The organism is Amycolatopsis thailandensis (assembly GCF_002234405.1).
GTDB lineage: Bacteria > Actinomycetota > Actinomycetes > Mycobacteriales > Pseudonocardiaceae > Amycolatopsis > Amycolatopsis thailandensis.
Map to the genome: position 1 here is coordinate 1 of NZ_NMQT01000091.1, position 16,760 is coordinate 16,760.

A 16,760-nucleotide genomic window follows, 5' to 3' on the forward strand; every position below is an offset into this window, starting at 1 on the left:
GGTCTTTCGCGGCGCGCCCGGTTCCGCGGGGGGTGGGCCTGGTGGAGGCGCGGGCGGGGGTGTGCCGGGTGCGGGTCGGGGCAGCGGCGCGGGCGTCCTTGGCGGCCCGAGCGCGGGCGAGACCGGTCGGGCGGGTTCCCGGTTGGCCGGGGCGGGTGCCCCGGGCGCGCCCGGTGGCGCGATGGCACCCGGCGCGCGCGGCAACAAGAGCGAGGACAGCGAGCACGCCCGTAAGTACGGGGTGGATGAGGAACCGATCACCATCGCCGATATCGATCCCGAGACCGGATATCCGGTCGTGCCGCCGACCATCGGCACGTAACCACTTTCCCTTGACACGGCAAGGAAAACACACGCGCTATGGCTCTCATCGACGCGCCGCTGGTGCTACCCAAACTCGCACTCTTGACCGTGTGGCAGTGGCACGCGAACGACCTTGGAGATCTCCACCCGGTCTTGGGCACGAACGGCGCGTACTACATGCCCGAGGGGGCTACGGAGCGGATCGAAGCGGGCACCTGGGAACTACTCGGGCAGCATCGGTTGGCGCGGGGGCAGCGGGTGAACCCGCTCCTCCTCGACACGTTGCGCGTGTTGGGTTCAGCTGATCGGGAGTTTTACGGGTGGACCGCCTATCCCAGCACGAGCGACCGTGCCGGGGACGGGGGCGGGTTCTTCACTGGTGCCCGTGACCGTGACGCGGTGCGGGTGTTGGTCGATGACGACGCGGTGATCCTGCAACCCCTCCCAGACCACCGGTACCTGGCGGCTGATCTGGTGGAGGTGCTGCCCCCGGTCGAGTCGGCAGAGATACGGGATCTCGCCGTGCCACGCACACCACCCGCACGGCCGGTGACGGTCGCGGCGGGCCGTAGCCCGCTCGCCCATCCTGGCCCCGAGCCCGGCGACCCGGACCGGGATCTGATCACCGATCTCATGCACGCCCCACGCGACGCCACCCACCAGCTGTATACGGCGGTCACCGGGCCGCGCGGACGCTCGCGAAGTGTGCCGATCACCGCTGTGGACCTGAGCGAGCACGGCCGGGTGATCACCTATACCAACATTGACGAGGACGGCACCGACTACCTCCACTTGGCCGGGAGCGGTGGGCTGGTGTGGCTGCTGGAAAACACCAACCGCACCCTCTAACCCCGATGAATCCGGTGGGTGTGGCTTTCACCGCGGATCCGCGGTGAAAGCCACACCTCACCGGATTCACTTGAGGCGTACCGGAAGACTCGTGTGCCCGTTCGAAATGAACGACGGCATCTTCTCCAGTTCGGCAACCTCCGCCGCCAGGGCCAGATCGGGGAACCGTTCGAACAGCGCCGGCAGCGCGAGTTCCGCTTCCAGTCGCGCCAAGGGCGCACCGAGGCAGTAGTGCACCCCGTGCCCGAACGACAGGTGCTGACTCTTCGACTCCCGCGAAAGCCGGAACTCGTCCGCGTCGGAACCGTGTGTCTCGGGCGAGCGGCCCGCTGCCGCGTACGAAGCCAGGATCGCTTCGCCCGCCTTGATGTGCAGCCCGTCGATCTCGATGTCTTCCACCGCGTACCGCAGCGGAAGGTTCGCGATCGGCGCCTGCCACCGCATGGTCTCGTCGATCACCTCGGCCCAGGTGTGCTCACCGGAGCGCACCTTCGCCAGCTCCTCCGGATGCGTCAGCAGCGCCAGGATCGCGTGGTGCAGCAGATTCACCGTGGTCTCGTGCCCGGCCGAGATCATCAGGATCAGCGTGTCGATCAGCTCGGCCTCCTCCAGCACCGAACCGTCCTCGTCCCGCGCGGCGATCAGGCCGCTGGCGAGGTCGTCTCCGGGGTTCTCCCGCCCGTTCGCCACCAGCTGCCCGAGAATCCCGTACATCAGCACGCCGTTCGCCTGCGCCTCCTCGGCGCTGAGCGAGGTGTTGAACACCCCGTCCACCGCGCGCCGCAGCTCCGGCCGGTGCTCCTCGGGCACGCCGAACAGCTGGCAGATCACCTCGATCGGCAACGGATAGGCGAAATTCTCCCTCAGGTCCACCGAGTCCGGCCCGGCGGCGAGCCGGTCCAGCAGGCCTGTGGTCAGCTGCTCGACCCACGGCCGTAGCGCTTCCACGCGGCGCGGGGTGAACGCCTTCGACACCAGCGAACGCAGCCGCCGGTGGTCGCCACCGTAGGCGGTGAACATGTTCTGCACCGAGACCCAGATCCGCAGCGGCCAGTCCTCGGGGATCTCACCGTCGCGGTAGGCCGCCCAGTGCAGGTTCGGGTTCTTCGACACCCGCGGGTCGGACAGCAGTTTCCGCAGCAGCTCCGGCTGGGTTACTGACCACGCCACCACTTCGCCAGGGAGTTCCACCAGCGTCGCGGCTCCCCGGGCGCGGAGTTCGGCGCCTTCGGTGTGGATGTCACGGCCGTTGGGATCGAGGACGAACGGGCGGGCTGGTGCCATGGGTGCTCTCCTGTCAGGTCGGGAACGGGGGTGACCGGTGCGACGACGGGGGTGAACAGGACCGGGAGACCGGCCAGCGCGCGGTGGAACGGGCCCGGCCGCCAGCGCAATTCGGCGTCCGGCACAGCCAGGCGCAGATCCGGCAGCGCGTCGAGCAGGGTCTCGATGGCGGTGGTCGCGATCAGCCGCGCCGGGCCCTGCGCCGGGCAGGAGTGCACCCCGGCGCTCCAGGCGATGTGCGCCCGGTTACCGGCCCGCTGGGCCTCGCCCAGCTCGGGATCGGTGTTGGCGGCGGCGAAACTGATCACCACGGGCTCGTCGGCCGGCAGCCGCGTGCCCATCAGGTCGGCCGCCGGATAGGGGTAACCGGCGGAATAGTTGGCCATCGGCGGGTCGCTCCAGAGGATCTCCTCCAGCGCGTCCTCCACGTGCATGCTGCCGCCGGCCAGGTCCCCGGCGAAGCGCTCGTCCACCAGTAGCAGCCGCAACCCGTTGGCGATCAGGTTCTGCTGCGGTTCGGTGCCCGCGCCCATCAGCAGCACCAGCTGGTGCAGCATCTCCTCGTCGGTCAGCCTCGAGGGATGCGCCATCATCCACGAAGGCACGTCCTGGCCCGGCTGCCGCCGCTTGAGCGCCAGCAGGTCCAGCATGGCCGCGGTCAGCTCGGCGTTGGCGCGCTCCGGGTCCACCATGTCGAAGATCCCGCGCATCCCCGCGGTGAGCCGGTCACCCAGTTCCGGCGGGCAGCCGAAGAGGTGGTTGAACACCTGGAGGGAAAGGGTTCCGGCGTACTCGGTGAGCAGGTCCGCCCGGCCGTTCGAGGAGAACTTCGCGATCAGCTCCCGCGCGGCCTTCTCCACGTAGCCCAGAAGGGCGTGCGGGTTCACTCGCGAGATGCTGTCGGTGACCGCGCTGCGGTAGCGCGCGTGCACCGCGCCGTCGGTGAACAGGCAGTTCGGCCGGTAGCCCATCATCGGCATCACCGGGTTGTCCGCCGGCTGACCGGCCTGCCAGCGGCGCGGGTCCCGCGGGTAGGTCTGCGGGGAGCGCAGCACGTCCAGCGCGGCCTCGTAGCTCAGCACCAGGCTCGCGTTCACCCCCGGCGCCAGCTCGACCGGCGCGACGTGGCCGTGTTCCTTGCGCATCCGCGCGTAGACCCCCGCCGGGTTCGCGGCGAACTCCTCGTCGTAGAGCGAGGTGCGCGTGGCGTGAACGGGACAACCGGGGGGCGGGGTGGTGGGAACGGTCACGAATGCTCCTGGCGGACGGGAGTGAACAGGTAGTCGACCAGGCTGATCAGCGCCGAGGCGGCGGACGCGCGATCTCGGGCGTCACAGGTGACGAGCCGGGTCTGGGGTAGCAGATCGAGCGCCTCGCGCAGCTCGGCCTCGGGGAAACGCGGCGCGCCGTCGAACTGGTTGACCGCCACCGCGTAGGGCAGGTCCAGTTCCTCCAGCAGTCCCATCACGTCGAAGGAGTCCTGCAGGCGGCTGGGATCGACCAGCACCAGCGCGCCGAGCGCACCGTGGGCCAGGTCCTTCCACATCTGCGTGAACCGCTGCTGCCCCGGGGCGCCGAAGAGGTAGAGCACCACCTCGTCGCTCAGTGTCAGGCGTCCGAAGTCCATGGCCACCGTGGTGGTGTCCTTGCCCCGCACGCCGGACAGGTCGTCGACCAGCGCGCCCGCCTGGGTCATCCGCTCCTCGGTGCGCAGCGGGCGGATCTCCGAGAGTGTGCCGACAAAGGTGGTCTTCCCCACCGCGAACGGGCCGACGATGAGGATCTTCACCGAGGTCCGGACCGAGGCGGAGACGTATCGGTCAGGTGAGAGCACGGAGGCCATCGAGTACCTTCTGCAGGAGTTGCTGATCGGGGAATTCGGTCTCGCGCACCGCGGCCCGTGATTCGATGTGCCCGCTGTCGAGCAGGTCCGACAACAGCACCTTGGTGACGCTGGTGGGCAGCTTGAGATGCGCCGCCACCTCCGCGACGGCCAGTGCGCCGCCCCGGCACAGCTCCATCACCCGTCGTTTTTCCGGGCTCAGCCCGGTCACCGGCGCCCAGGTGGCCAGCACCACGGTGGCCACGTCCAGGGTGTTGCGGGTCGGATGTGCCCGGCCCTCGGTGACCACATGCGGCCGGACCAGCGCCCGTTCCCGCCGCTGCCCGCTCATGCCGGGTTGCCAGGTCCCTCGGCCGGAAAGCGCGGTGGCGCGGTGAGTTCCTGGCCGAGCCTTTGCACCAGCTCTTGCAGTCGCGAGGAAACTCCCTCGATGTCCACCCGGCCGGTGGTGGACACCGCGACGTAGGCGCCCTGTCCGGCGGCGGTCAGGAAAACGAACCCGCCGTCGAATTCGATCAGCGTCTGCCGCCACTGCTCCGGCGGCTGACGGCAGAATTCGCCGGTGGCGCGGGCGAGCGACTGGAGCCCGGAGACCGCGGCGGCGGTGCGCTCGGCGTCCTCCACGGTGATTCCCTGCGAATGGGCCATCAGCAGGCCGTCGGCCGAGAGCAGCACCGCTGAGATGGTCTCCGGCATCTGCAGGGCCTGGTCGAGCATCCAGCCCAACCGGTTGGTGGTGGTGACGGAGCTGCTCACTGGAAATCCCTTTCGACATCGGTGGAAGAAGCGCGGCCCTGGCGGGTGCCGCGCTGCCAGGCCGTGGCCGTGGCGACCGGACTGTGGTTCACCGGGGACTCGGTCGCTTCCGGCGCGGCGGGCGGCGACACCGGAACCGACAACGTGGTGGAAGCCGCCCCGGCCACCGGGGCGCGTCGACGACGGCGGGGCAGGCCGTGCTCGGTGGTGCCCAGTTCCTCGGCCGGTTCGGCCGGCTTCGGTTCCGGCGCGGGAACGCGCACTTGCGGGGCCGGGCTGGGGGTGATCGCGGCCGGGCTGGCCGGCGCGGCCAGCGACGGGATTTCCTGCGGTGCCGGCTCCGGGACGGCGGCGCGAGTGAGCAGCTCACTCGGCAGGAACAGCACCGCGCGCACCCCGCCGAAGGGCGAGCGCATGTCGACCGAGACGCGGAAGCCGTAGCGGCGGGAAAGCACGCCGATGACGGCGAACCCGATACGCGGCGGCACACCGAGCGCGGCGATGTCCTGACCACCGTGGCCTTCCAGCAGCCATCCCGCGCGCTGCACCGCCTCCACCGTCATGCCCACCCCGGCGTCGTCGATGACGATCGCCAGGCCGTTGTGTGCCTGCTGGAAGCTGACCTGCACGGGCGAACCGGGCTGCGAGTGACGGGCGCCGTTGTCCAGCAGCTCGGCCACCGCGAGCACCACCGGTTCCACGGCCTGGCTGACCACCGCGGTGTCCAAAGGCGCCGGGATCTGCACGCGCTCGTAGTCACGGATGCGGCCGGTGGCCCCGCGCACCACGTCGGTCAGGGTCGCGGCGGAACGCTGCAGGCCCGGCCACGAACCGCACAGCACGGCGGTCGCCTGGGCGCGGCGGCCCAGCTGCGAGTTCGCGTGGTCCAGGCCGAGCAGACCATCGAGCACGTCGGGGTTGTCGTGTTGCTCCTCCATCGCCGAGATCAGCACCTGCTGCTCCCCCGCGAGGTTCTGCACCGTGCGCATCATCGCGCGCAGGGTGGCGGCGGCGGATTCGGCGGCGTTGCGTCGGGTCTGACCGGTCAGCTCGCTGACCGCCACCAGCAGTTCGCGGTGCGGGTCCTCGCCGTTGACGGCACGCAAGGGGCCGGGCACGGTCACGGCCTGGTTGGTCTGCGCCTCGACGATCGCGGGCAACCGCCGGTGCAGCAGGTGCCTTTCCTCCTCCTCACGGGCGCGGAGTTCGGCCAGCAGCTGCTCACCACGACGGCCGGTGTTGACGGCGACCCGGCGCTGGCGCACCAGCAACACCGCGAGGGCCGCGGCGAGCAGCGAGACGCAGACCAGCACTGCCGTCAGCAGGGGGTACTCCATGAAATCCTCACGATCGACAGGACAAGGACGCCTGGGCCGAGCCGGGGGATCATGCGGCAGCTCCACGGCAGCGGGGATCGAAGGACGTCATCAGCAGCGAGTACCGTAGCGCAAACACGCCGTGAGCGGCAGCCGCTTCCCGTGACAAAAATGGTTCTGTGCAGGGCAAGCCGATCGGCACTGCCCGGACCGGCGGGGAATTCCGCTACCTCGCCAGCAAGGAAGAGGGGCTGTTGCGAGCTCTGAGCCAGGTCACCGCCACCAGCGACGAGATGGTCAGTCCCCTGGCGGCCTTACGACTCCGAATGATCCAGGCCGTGCCCGCCGCCCGCGGCCGCGCGCTCCAAGAGCAACTCCGCGCACAACGCGAGATCGCGAAACATCTTGCGGCCGCCTTCCCCGGCCAACTCGACCCGGTAGGCGCGGCGGCCCTGACCGTAGCGTTCGTCGGCGCGGTCACCGGCGCGCTCCAAGCCTTGCTCGACAACGCCGACGGAACCGACCCCGCCGCCCTGCGGACCGCGATGAGGACCGCGACCGAAGTGGCACTCGCGCCCTGGCGGCGTTGACCCGCGAGGCCGTGCAGGCGAACCTTCCTGCCGCAGACGAGCGCGCAGATCTCCCGCCGGACCGGGGAGTGAAGATCGTCGCGTGCACGATCTTCGGTATCAGCACTGCCGGAACTTCCCATCGCGGAGCATCCACAGCCGCAAGAAACTCTTCTCCTGATCCAGGATCGACATCTGGCTCCAACTGTCCAACGTGGGCGATCGTGTCGAGGTCGGCATGACCGAGCAGGCCGCCAAGAAAGGCACGGCCACGGGCGAGGGTGAACGCCCTGACCAGGCCTCGATCTGCTTGGTGGTGCCAGCGCTACCAGTCGGCGTCCGGCCGCCACCACCGCGGTTCGGGGGGTGCGCACGATGGTCTCGCGCACGGAGAACGACGAGGCTTGACTCGATCGATCCGAAGTCCTCGAACAAAGGAAAAGCATGTCGAGAGTGGGTTCCTTGCGCCGCAACCTGATCCGTGCCACCGGCGTCGCGCTGATAGGTGCCGCCTGCGCGCTAGCGGTGCCCGGGAGCGCCGGTGCCGTGGTGAACGGGAGGGACTCCACCGAGCGCTACGAGTTCATGGCCTCGATCCCGGAGGTCGTGCCCGAGATGAACAACGCCAAGGGCGTCTGCGGAGCCGTGCTGGTCCATCCGCAGTGGGTGGTGACCGCGGCGCACTGCGTCGACCCGGGTCGCAACCCGGCCAGGCCGGAAGGGACGGTGCGCATCGGCAGCCAGGGGCGGACCTCCGGCGGCACGGTCCGCAAGATCGACCGCTGGGTGCGCCACCCGGGCTACGAACCGGGCGCGCCGAACAAGAACGACATCGCCCTGGTGCGCCTGGACCGCCCGGTCTCCCAGCAGCCGATCCGGATCGCCGACCGCCCCGGCCCGCCTGGCACGCCGACCCGTTTGATGGGCTTCGGCACCACGGTCGACACCGGCGACCTGACCAAGGTGGTGTTCCCCGAACGACTGCAGGAACTCGACACCCGCCGCGGGAGCGTGTCCGAATGCTCGCCCGGCTACGCGGACCGGACCCGGCTGTGCACGATCAGCCGCAAGCCTGACGCGATGGCGTGCATGGGCGACTCCGGCGGCCCCCAGGTCCAGCGCGGGAAGAGCGGCCGGTGGGAACTGATCGGCGTCACCTCCGGCCCCGGCGACGACGACGTCCCCTGCGCCAACGGACCCGGCCTCTACACCAGCGTGCCCGCCTACGCCGGCTGGATCCACCGCACGATCCACAGGCACGGCTAGCTCACCGTCGCGGCCGCAGGTGTGACCGCGGGCGGCCGGTTTCTTCGCCGGGCAGAGGCCCGCTCGATTCCGGAGAAGAAACCGGCCGCCGTCCACGACGAGGCACAAAACCGTTTACCCGGTGCCGTGCGGCGGATATCGTCTGGTTCATGAGGAGTGACCCTGAACTCCGGGCCTCGCTCTGCTGTCTGCCGCTGAACCGCTAGAACGGAACACGCTCGTTTACGACCACATCCCGCCGAGCGACGAATCCTCGCCCTCCGCCGTCTCGCCCGACGACAACGACTTCGCCCTCGCCCCGGGCGAACGTCTGCTCTGGGAAGGCGCACCGAAACACGTCCGGATCGCCAGAAAGCAAGACCTCGTCATCGTCCCGTTCCTGATGTTGCCGCTCTACTCCCTCTACCCCACCTTCGACAAACCTGGCGCGTGGTTCATTTTCGGCCTGCTCGCCGCGCTCGTCGTGGTCCAAGGAGTGCATCGTTACCTGGCCATACGAGCGAGCGCGTACATGGTGACCGACAGACGCGTGGTCGCCTGGGCCCGGGGCCAACAGACCATCTCACGTTTTCTGAACGAACTCGCACCACCACAGGTGACAGAACACAAGAACGGCACCGGAACCATCACCTTCGGCGGACCGGGCGCACCACTCGTCACCGTCGACGACGACCCACCGGCCGGCGCTCCGAAACCACCGCCCTCGCCCGAACTCAACGGCATCGACCACCCGCGTCAGGTCTTCGAACTCATCGTCAAGGCGCAGCGCCAGTCACGACGGCATCGCTGACGACATCCGCGATCCCGGTGGCCACCATCGCCTCGCTCGAGCGATCGCGACCTGCGCCGCGCGGCCCGGATCAGGTGCCGATCACCTGGTGGATCTCGTCCAGTACGAGGGAAACGTTGCCTGCCCCCGCTGTGTGATCCCGGTCCGAATCGTTCTCCACCGCGACGATGATGTCCCGCTCCCCCGGACCGGTGGCCATGACCGGCCCGCCGGAGTCGCCGCCACCGGGAACGCCGGTGACCCGGCCGAGGCACAGGTCCCGGCCGTCCCCACCGCCGGGCGGGGTGAACCGTTCGCAACGCGGCTGGTCCGGAGCCAGCACCCGCTGGTCGGCTTCCTTGAGCACATCGGACTGGCAGGTGGTCTCGTCCTCCTGACAGGTCGCACCCCAGCCGTACTGCCGCACGATCTGCCCGGGACGGACGGAGTCCCTGGCGGGCAGCCGGGCAGGCTCGACGTCCATCGGTGGCACCTTGATCAGCATCATGTCCGCGATCCCGACGCCGTGAGTGCTGCCGGGCACCGGACGCACGACCGTGCCCTTCCGCTGATCCAGGGCGCCCACCCGGAACCGGATACGGGAATCGTCGATCCGCTCTCCCGCCTCGAAAAAGCAGTGTGAGGCGCTGAGAATCCACTCACGGCCGATCGCGGTCGCGGTACAGAACGGCGTGTCGTCGACCACCATCCGGACCGCCCATGGGGCATACGTGCTGACCGAGCCGCCGATCACCGCGGAAGCACCGGGAGCCTGCACGACAGTGCCGAGCGCCACCAGCGCGGGCACCACGAATAGCCTGCTCGAAGTACGAAGTTTCATCGTGCGTCCTCCTCGTTCTCAGCGCTGAAGTCCGTTGTGGAAAACCGGGTGTCCCCAGTGGACTCCTTCCATTCTTACCCGTTCGGCCGTCCTCGGGCCTCCTCACGAAGGTCCACAAAAAAAACACACTGATGCCGAGCCGTTTCCTCGAATAGGTTGAATAGCCTCATTTGGGAAACGTTGCGTGACCCCTTGTTCATCAGTGCGGGGAGCTGTTTCTCGGTTTCGAGCGCAATAACATGATGGGCCGCCGATAGTGACTTAGGGATGGTCATGACACCCTCGAAACAAATCTGGCCCTCGCCCGACTGCAACGGGATTCCGCTCGTCGACCCGGTCGGGCTCAGTATCGCGGGAACGCTGGTGGTCCTCGCCCGAAGACCCGCCACCGCGGTGGACACGCTGTACTACAACGTGCGTGTCTCCGGCGCGGATCCCGGCACACCGGGCGAATGGGCGGGCTGGAACGAATTGAGCCTGGACGAAAACGACCGCCCGTCGGCGGAAGACCGCCCCCTCCTGCGGATCGCCGGCATGGACCTGATCACCGTCGGCTCGGCCGCGGCCGTCCCCCGGCCCGCGAACGCGCCTTTCCGCGCCGTCACCGACGGCAGGTACATCTCGTGCTTCAGGCAATCCGCCACGGGCAGTCTCTATGTGGATCGCTTCGCCTTGGTGCAGGATCCGCAAGGGCGGACCAGCGGATCACGTGACGGCGAGAACCAGGCCGGGTGGCAGCTGCGCCGCGTGTGGGAGGTGCGGTACCGGCGCAGTGGACGCCGTGACGCACCCGCCGGCCCCGGCGACGAACTCGGCTTCCGCACCATGAACGACGAGCCGTTCCAGGAACCCACCATCGAACTGCCCTCCCTGTCCGGCATCACCCGTGGCGGGTTCGACGTCGCTCTCACGCCCACGTCGGAGGCCGACGTCAGCCGCTGGCACATCGTGGCGGTCACCGGCGACGTGCTCACCTTCGTGTCGTACCCCCAGGACAGCACCGGAGGAATAGAACTCGACCCGGCGCTCGCGCGTGAATTCACGATCACCCCCACGCTGTGGAACTCGGGCAAGAGCACCACGCTGACACCGACAGCCGGTGTCAGCGCGACCCTGTACGCCGAGCAGGAAAGGACCGGCGCGGCGCCGGACCTGCCGTCGAGCCTGCGCCGGGCCGTCCGGGTGAGTGTCACGGTTCCGGTCGCCAACGCCGGAGCAGGGCTGCCGGGAGCGCTGGCCGTCTACGACTTCGGAGTGCTGCCGGACGGCACCGTCCCGGCGTTCCCGGCGGGCATCGGCTGCGTCCTGATCGACGGCACGCTCGACCACGGCGGTTTCACTCCGGCCGCCGGCGACCACCCCGTTCCCGCCAAAGCGGTGCGCTCGGCCGGATCCGGCACGGTCAGCGCGGTTCTGCTGGGGACTCCCAGGCCGGACGCCGCTCCCGCCGTCCTCGACAGTGCCGACGGGCTCGTCCACTGCTACTTCCCGGAACGCACGGGCACACCCGGCAAGGACGCGTTCGCGGTCGCCCACTACGACCCCGCGGTCACCAGGACCCAGGTCGCCTTGCCCTGGAAGACCGACGACGACCGGACCGGCACCTTCACGGTGATCGCCCGGCGCAGTGGCAGCACCTTCGACGAGGTCGAGATGACCGTCGCGGCCTGTGCCCGCGGCGGGATCACCGCATCGGATCTCTGTGACGTGACCATCGACTACGGCGCCGCCGCCGGCCTGCCGCGGGAGAACTGGGGTGGGCTACCGCGAGACGTGGGGGCCATGGTCTCGATCCTCAACGGGTCCTTCTCCGACGACCCCACCGACAAGGCGGTCCTGTCCGGAGCCCGGCCGTTCTACGACTTCCTGGGCCACCGGCCGTCGGCACGGCTGCCCTTGACGTCGGCGGGCCGGCTGGAACTGGTCTCCCACCGCCCCGACCTGCCCTTGTCCCGGGTCGAGATCACCGCGTCGGCGAAAGGCACGGTGGATCTGACCCTGAGCTACACCGCGGCCGCCGGTTTCACCGCGACGCAGACTTGGCAAGCGGTGCCGACGGGTACGGCCAACGCGTCGCTGATCCTCGGCGGTGACGCGGACCCGGCGACCTACAGCTATCAACGGCCACCCGCCGACACCCCCGTCTACGCGCTGAGCACGACCGGCGGCAGCATCCTGCTCGTCGGCAAGACGACGGAAAACCTGTCACTGACGATCTCGCCGGCGGAGGGCGATCCGGCGCACTGCACGGTCTCCCTCGTCATCGGCGCTCGGCCCGCGGTCGAGCTCGACAACGTTCCGCGTGAGCAGGCGGGCTTCGTCGCCCGGTTGCGGTCGTGGAGCGAGGCCCAAGCCGTGTTCGGCCACATCTCCCCCGACCCGAGGCCGGGGCCGGTGGCCGACCAGACGTTCACCAGCCCGCTGAATCTGCGGGGCGGTTCAGTGCTGTTCGACGTGCTCGAGCCGGTCACCGTCGGCACCCTCGCCATCGGACAGGTCAGCGCGGCCGACTGGCGGAAGCGCTCGATCACCCCCACCCCGCCGGACGACACCACCGGCCGGGCGATGCTCGCCCTGACCGCGGTCCTGCCGGAAAGCCCGCTGTTCGGCCGGGAGCCTCGGGCGGTGGACGGCACGAGCACCAGGACGGTGACCGGCGACAACGGCAAGTGGCTGGCCGCGCACCAGCCGAAGGCGCTCGAACTCAACGGGTCCCAAGCGATGAGCGTCGCGCTGAGCAACACCCAGCTGGCGCCACGGCGGACCTGGACCATGGAGTCCTGGATTCGACCGGAGGGCGGCGACCCGGCGACGATCATCACCTACGACCACGGTCCGGCGAAGGGAGTGGGAGAGCTCTCGCCGTCGTACTACCTCGGTGTCGCAGGGCTGCCCACAGTGCGATTCGGCGCGTTCAAACACAAGAACAAGAACAAGAACTCCTACCTCGCGGTGCCGTCGAACCCGGTGTTCACCCCCGGCCCGGCCGGTTTCACCTGGGAGGCCTGGGTCAAGCCGGACACGAAGCCCTGCCCCGAGGCGAACCGGCTCGGGAGCATCGTGCAGGTCTGCGACGCCAAGAGCGGAAAGACGCCCTTGGTCAACTTCGGTCTCGACTCCGGCCGTCACCTTTCCCTTGGCTACCAACAGCAAAGCCACGATTCGAAACCGGGCTACCTCACCGCCGGGACGCCGCTTCCAGCCGGCGTTTGGACGCATGTCGCGGCGACGGGGTCCTGGCGCAACGGGATCTGGACGCTGAGGATCTACGTCAACGCCGTACTGGCCGACACCGTGCGGAACGTCCGGCTGCGACCGCCGTCGAAGTCGGCTTCGCCGTCGTTGGCCATCGGCGCGCGGATCGGCCCGCACGTCAGCATGTTCGGCAGGCTTTCGGACGTGCGCCTGTGGTCTTTACCCAGGACGGCCGAGGACCTGCGGTACACGATGGCGACCGCGCTCACCGGGACCGAACCGGGACTGGCCGGGGCCTGGTCACTGGCCGAGGGCCGCACCACCGACAAGTCGGTCTTCGCCAACCACGCGACCGCGACCGGGCCGGCCCTCGACGCGCAACTCAAGCTCTCCAAGGATCAGGCGGTCAGTTCGAGCGACGACAACCCGTTCATAGGAATCGTCGCGGGAGTCGGCGGTACGGCACCCGTCCATGCCTTCGCGCGCATGCGTCCCCACGAGTGGAACCATGTGGCCGTCACCTATCGGGCCTCCGGTGCCCTGAATCTGAATCTCGCGGGCCCAGTACCGGACAGGCCGGTCTACGGAATCTGCCCCGAACCCGGCGGTCTCACGTTCGACCGCGAGTTCGCCATCGACGGCTGGGTGCAGACGAGCGGTTCCACCGGTCTGCGGCGGACCGTCCTGTCGCACTGGGGCAAGTCCGGAAAGGACCAGTCCTTCCGGCTCGCGCTGACCGCCGACGACTACCCGTTCTGCACCGTCGGCCTCCTCAACCCGGCGACGGGCAAACGGACCCAGCTGACCGTCCAAGGCCGAGCCAGTGTTCTGAGCGGGACGCCGATGCATCTCGCGGTGACGTTGAACTCCGCTCAAGCCGTGGTGAGCGGCAAACAAGTCCTGCGATGCACCCTCACGATCTACGCCAACGGCTTCGAATGCGGAACGGCGCAGACGACCTTGAGCGGTACCAGCACGGTGACGTCCGTCGACTCCACGGCGCCACTGACGGTCGGCATCGGTACTCCTCCCGCGAACACCGGCCGGGTGGCCCCGGAAGCACAAGCGCCCTTCGTGGGCGCTTTGACCGGGCTGCGATTCTGGTCGACCGGATTGTCGGCCGCCCAGGTGCGGTCGGCGATGCGACGCAACCAAGCCGCCGACACCGATGAAGGCGTGGTCTCGGCGTGGTGGTTCACCGAAGATTCCGGTGACGTCGCCGCGGATACGGTGAACGACAACGACTTCCGGCTCACAGACACGGATCTGTGGGGCGTGATGCAGAACATCGCCCACTACCGGTGCTATCACGACGGCCGGCCGGTCGGCTCGGTGATGCCCGCTCCCGCCGACGAAATCACCGGGTACGGCGGCTACGACCAGTGCACCGTCGGCGCCTATGCGTCTGCCGCGGGCAAATTCCAGGACGGCATCGACGGCTCGTTGGCCGAAGTACGGCTCTGGGACTCCGCACGCACGCCTTCCCAGATCACGTCCACGCTGTACCGGAAGTTGAAGGGTGACGAGGCGGACCTGGTCGGTTACTGGTCCCTGGACGGCACCAGCGCGGACCTCACCGGGCGTGGCGCGAACGGACGTCTCGTCGGCTCGCCCCGCTATGTCGGCTCCACCGCGCCGGTCGCCGACGAAGGACCTCAGGTCACCAATGTCTACCAAGGTCCGCGGACCCGGTTCCAACGTCCGCTGTCCGGCAAGGCCGCCGTGGTCGAGTACCCGGAGATGGAGACGCACGGCGACGGCACACCGTACGCGGTGATGCGCCGTGCCTATTTCTACAAGGACACCGCCCTCAGATTGTCCACCGCCTACGGCATGGGCGAGACGGATCTGGTGTACCTGGGTCAGGTGCAGACCCGTCCCACGGTGATCGGCTACATGGAGGGCGCGCCACCGGTACCGAGCGAGAACCTGTCGCGCCCGCTCTACGACAGCCCCTTCGGCTACAACTCCTATCAAGACGCTTCCACGGTCACGCTGCGATCCGAAGAGAGCACATCCGTCGAATTCACTTCGTCGGACTACAGGACCCGGCTGAAGATGGAAATCGACGGGAAAGCCGGGGTCGCGGCGAAATGGGCGGACAGCGCGACGGTGTTCGCGTGGACGCATCTGCTCACCGGCGGTACCGGGAAGATCGGTGTCCGGCACAAGTCGAACCTGGAGATCGCCCACCAGCGGGACGAAACGTACCTGTCCGCCTGGACCCGCACCACGACGGACACGCTGGGATTGAGAGGGATGTGGGAGCCGGCGCGGGCGGACCGGTCGGAGTATCTCAACCCGGCTGTCGGCCGCCGGTACCAGCCGCTGAACCTCGGCTACGCGCTCGTCGAGTCGATGACGGCCGATCTCTACGCGATGCGGCTGCGCTCCACCGGCGCGATGATCGGCAAGATGATCCTGCCGAGTCTGGGCATCCCGCCGGATCGCAACATCCTCACTTTCCAGATCGACCCGAGGTACGCGAAAAACGGCACCCTGGACGGGAAAGTAGGACTGGTCAACGACCCGGACTACCCGCAGGCCGACGTCACCAGGGGCAGCTACTTCAAACCCGCCGAGGCCTACCACCTGGCCGCGAAGATAGCGGCGTCCGACAAAGCCATGCGGAGCAGGTACAACCAGTTCAACGCGGAGAAGCGCGGTGAGGCGGGCGAAACCGATCTGGACCGGGTCGGAGACAAGCAGTTCTACGACTTCGGCCAGAACATCCCGACACGCGGAATCGCCAACCGCTACGTCTGGACGGCGTCAGGCGGCTTGCACACGGAAACCGAACAGTTCTCGGCCGTCCACGAACGCGTCTACACGGGATTCGGCGACTACACACATCTGACCGGGCTGACCGGCGAAATCACTTTCACCGCCCAGGTCGGACTGTTCGGCTCGATCGACGCGTTGTTCGGCGGGCATCTCAAAGTCCAGGTCGGCAAATCGGAGAACCAGTCGCGCGGTCTTTCGCTGGTGGTGACCTGTCCGGGAGATCCGATGCTGCAGGGCTATCGCCCCGGCGACGGCTACACCCCCGGTTACTGCCCGGGCAAAGTCGAGGCCTACCGATTCATGTCGTTCTACCTGCCCCCTTCGACCGACAACAGCGACACCTTCCACAACCAGGTGATCGACAAGGAATGGCTGACCTCCAGCAGCGACCCGGACGCCGTGGCCCTGCGCAACGTCCGGTTCACCGGGCAGGGCGCGTGGCGTCTGCTGCACCGGGTCACCTACGTCAGCCGGGTCCCGCCGCACTTCGACACGAATCCCGACCAGACCGTCGCCCCCGAACCCGTGCGGCTGATCGACCTGGCCGACAACCCGTTGCTCATCGAACTGGTCCAGGACGAGGTGACCGCGAAGAACCCCTCGCCCGCCGACATCGGCACCGGGGTGGCGAACGTGCTGGCACCGTTGGACGGGCACACGGCCTCGAAGCTCGGAGACCTCGTCCCGTGGTGGGCGGCCTTCCTAGCCGCGACCCGGCAACCGAAGCCCGACCCAGCGAAGGTAGCGCTGATGAACCGCATCCTGACCGACACCATCGCCTATTTCCAAGCCGGCTACGCCTCCACCCTGCTACCCAGACAGGGATCAGATCCCGGCGGGCAGCTCGTTCCGGCGCCACGGGCTTCGGAGACGACGGGTTCACCCAACGGGTGGCATTCAGCCAGTGAAGTCGCCGAGCTCCGAAGCGCTGAATAAGTCCTTCGGAGCCTTGGCCGGTCGAGTAGGTGCGCCGATGACCCGGCGC

Annotated in this window: 12 protein-coding genes and 1 pseudogene; 6 read left to right on the top strand and 7 right to left on the bottom strand. The window is 68.6% G+C overall.

Annotation, left to right across the window (positions count from 1 at the left end; genetic code table 11):
- Window positions 1–322, top strand: a pseudogene (locus CFP71_RS44270) (hypothetical protein); the annotation flags it as partial.
- 38 nt (window positions 323–360) lie between these two features.
- Window positions 361–1,152, top strand: coding sequence for an ESX secretion-associated protein EspG (locus CFP71_RS24380; RefSeq protein ID WP_093936266.1), 792 nt, complete (start codon window positions 361–363; stop codon window positions 1,150–1,152).
- A gap of 66 nt (window positions 1,153–1,218) precedes the next feature.
- Here the strand turns inward: CFP71_RS24380 and CFP71_RS24385 are convergent, their stop codons facing one another.
- From CFP71_RS24385 to CFP71_RS24410, 6 genes are read right to left on the bottom strand one after another with little or no spacing between them, the layout of a single operon-like run.
- Window positions 1,219–2,325: a cytochrome P450 family protein gene (locus tag CFP71_RS24385; protein WP_093936331.1), complete on the bottom strand. Its 1,107-nt coding sequence runs from the start codon at window positions 2,323–2,325 to the stop codon at window positions 1,219–1,221.
- On the bottom strand, window positions 2,307–3,686 hold the full coding sequence (locus tag CFP71_RS24390) for a cytochrome P450 (RefSeq protein ID WP_093936267.1): 1,380 nt from the start codon (window positions 3,684–3,686) through the stop codon (window positions 2,307–2,309). Before CFP71_RS24390 ends, CFP71_RS24385 begins: the two co-directional genes overlap by 19 nt.
- Window positions 3,683–4,279 (bottom strand): GTP-binding protein, encoded by a 597-nt coding sequence (locus CFP71_RS24395; protein WP_093936268.1) that lies wholly within the window; start codon window positions 4,277–4,279, stop codon window positions 3,683–3,685. Before CFP71_RS24395 ends, CFP71_RS24390 begins: the two co-directional genes overlap by 4 nt.
- The gene (locus CFP71_RS24400) at window positions 4,257–4,610 is read right to left on the bottom strand and encodes a DUF742 domain-containing protein (RefSeq protein ID WP_093936269.1); all 354 of its coding nucleotides are present in this window, start codon (window positions 4,608–4,610) and stop codon (window positions 4,257–4,259) included. The genes CFP71_RS24395 and CFP71_RS24400 overlap by 23 nt, the downstream gene beginning before the upstream one ends.
- Complete coding sequence (locus CFP71_RS24405) at window positions 4,607–5,035, bottom strand: roadblock/LC7 domain-containing protein (protein ID WP_093936270.1); 429 nt, start codon at window positions 5,033–5,035, stop codon at window positions 4,607–4,609. Before CFP71_RS24405 ends, CFP71_RS24400 begins: the two co-directional genes overlap by 4 nt.
- A complete protein-coding gene (locus tag CFP71_RS24410) occupies window positions 5,032–6,372 on the bottom strand; it encodes an ATP-binding protein (RefSeq protein WP_093936271.1) in 1,341 nt (446 codons plus the stop codon). The genes CFP71_RS24405 and CFP71_RS24410 overlap by 4 nt, the downstream gene beginning before the upstream one ends.
- Before the next feature lie 158 nt (window positions 6,373–6,530).
- Here CFP71_RS24410 and CFP71_RS24415 point away from each other — a divergent pair, with 158 nt between their 5' ends.
- The 3 genes from CFP71_RS24415 (at window position 6,531) to CFP71_RS24425 (ending at window position 8,976) form a co-directional block, all read left to right on the top strand.
- A complete protein-coding gene (locus CFP71_RS24415) occupies window positions 6,531–6,941 on the top strand; it encodes a hypothetical protein (protein WP_244199810.1) in 411 nt (136 codons plus the stop codon).
- Between the two features lie 423 nt (window positions 6,942–7,364).
- Window positions 7,365–8,186: a S1 family peptidase gene (locus tag CFP71_RS24420; protein ID WP_093936272.1), complete on the top strand. Its 822-nt coding sequence runs from the start codon at window positions 7,365–7,367 to the stop codon at window positions 8,184–8,186.
- Between the two features lie 382 nt (window positions 8,187–8,568).
- Window positions 8,569–8,976: a hypothetical protein gene (locus CFP71_RS24425; RefSeq protein ID WP_093936273.1), complete on the top strand. Its 408-nt coding sequence runs from the start codon at window positions 8,569–8,571 to the stop codon at window positions 8,974–8,976.
- A gap of 70 nt (window positions 8,977–9,046) precedes the next feature.
- On the opposite strand, the gene CFP71_RS24430 is transcribed toward CFP71_RS24425, so the two are convergent.
- Window positions 9,047–9,796, bottom strand: a complete 750-nt coding sequence (locus tag CFP71_RS24430; RefSeq protein WP_093936274.1) for a trypsin-like serine protease — start codon at window positions 9,794–9,796, stop codon at window positions 9,047–9,049.
- Window positions 9,797–10,069: 273 nt separating this feature from the next.
- Here CFP71_RS24430 and CFP71_RS24435 point away from each other — a divergent pair, with 273 nt between their 5' ends.
- Entirely contained in the window at window positions 10,070–16,711 is a 6,642-nt protein-coding gene (locus CFP71_RS24435) for a LamG domain-containing protein (protein WP_167406257.1), read from the top strand.
- Window positions 16,712–16,760: the final 49 nt, after the last annotated feature.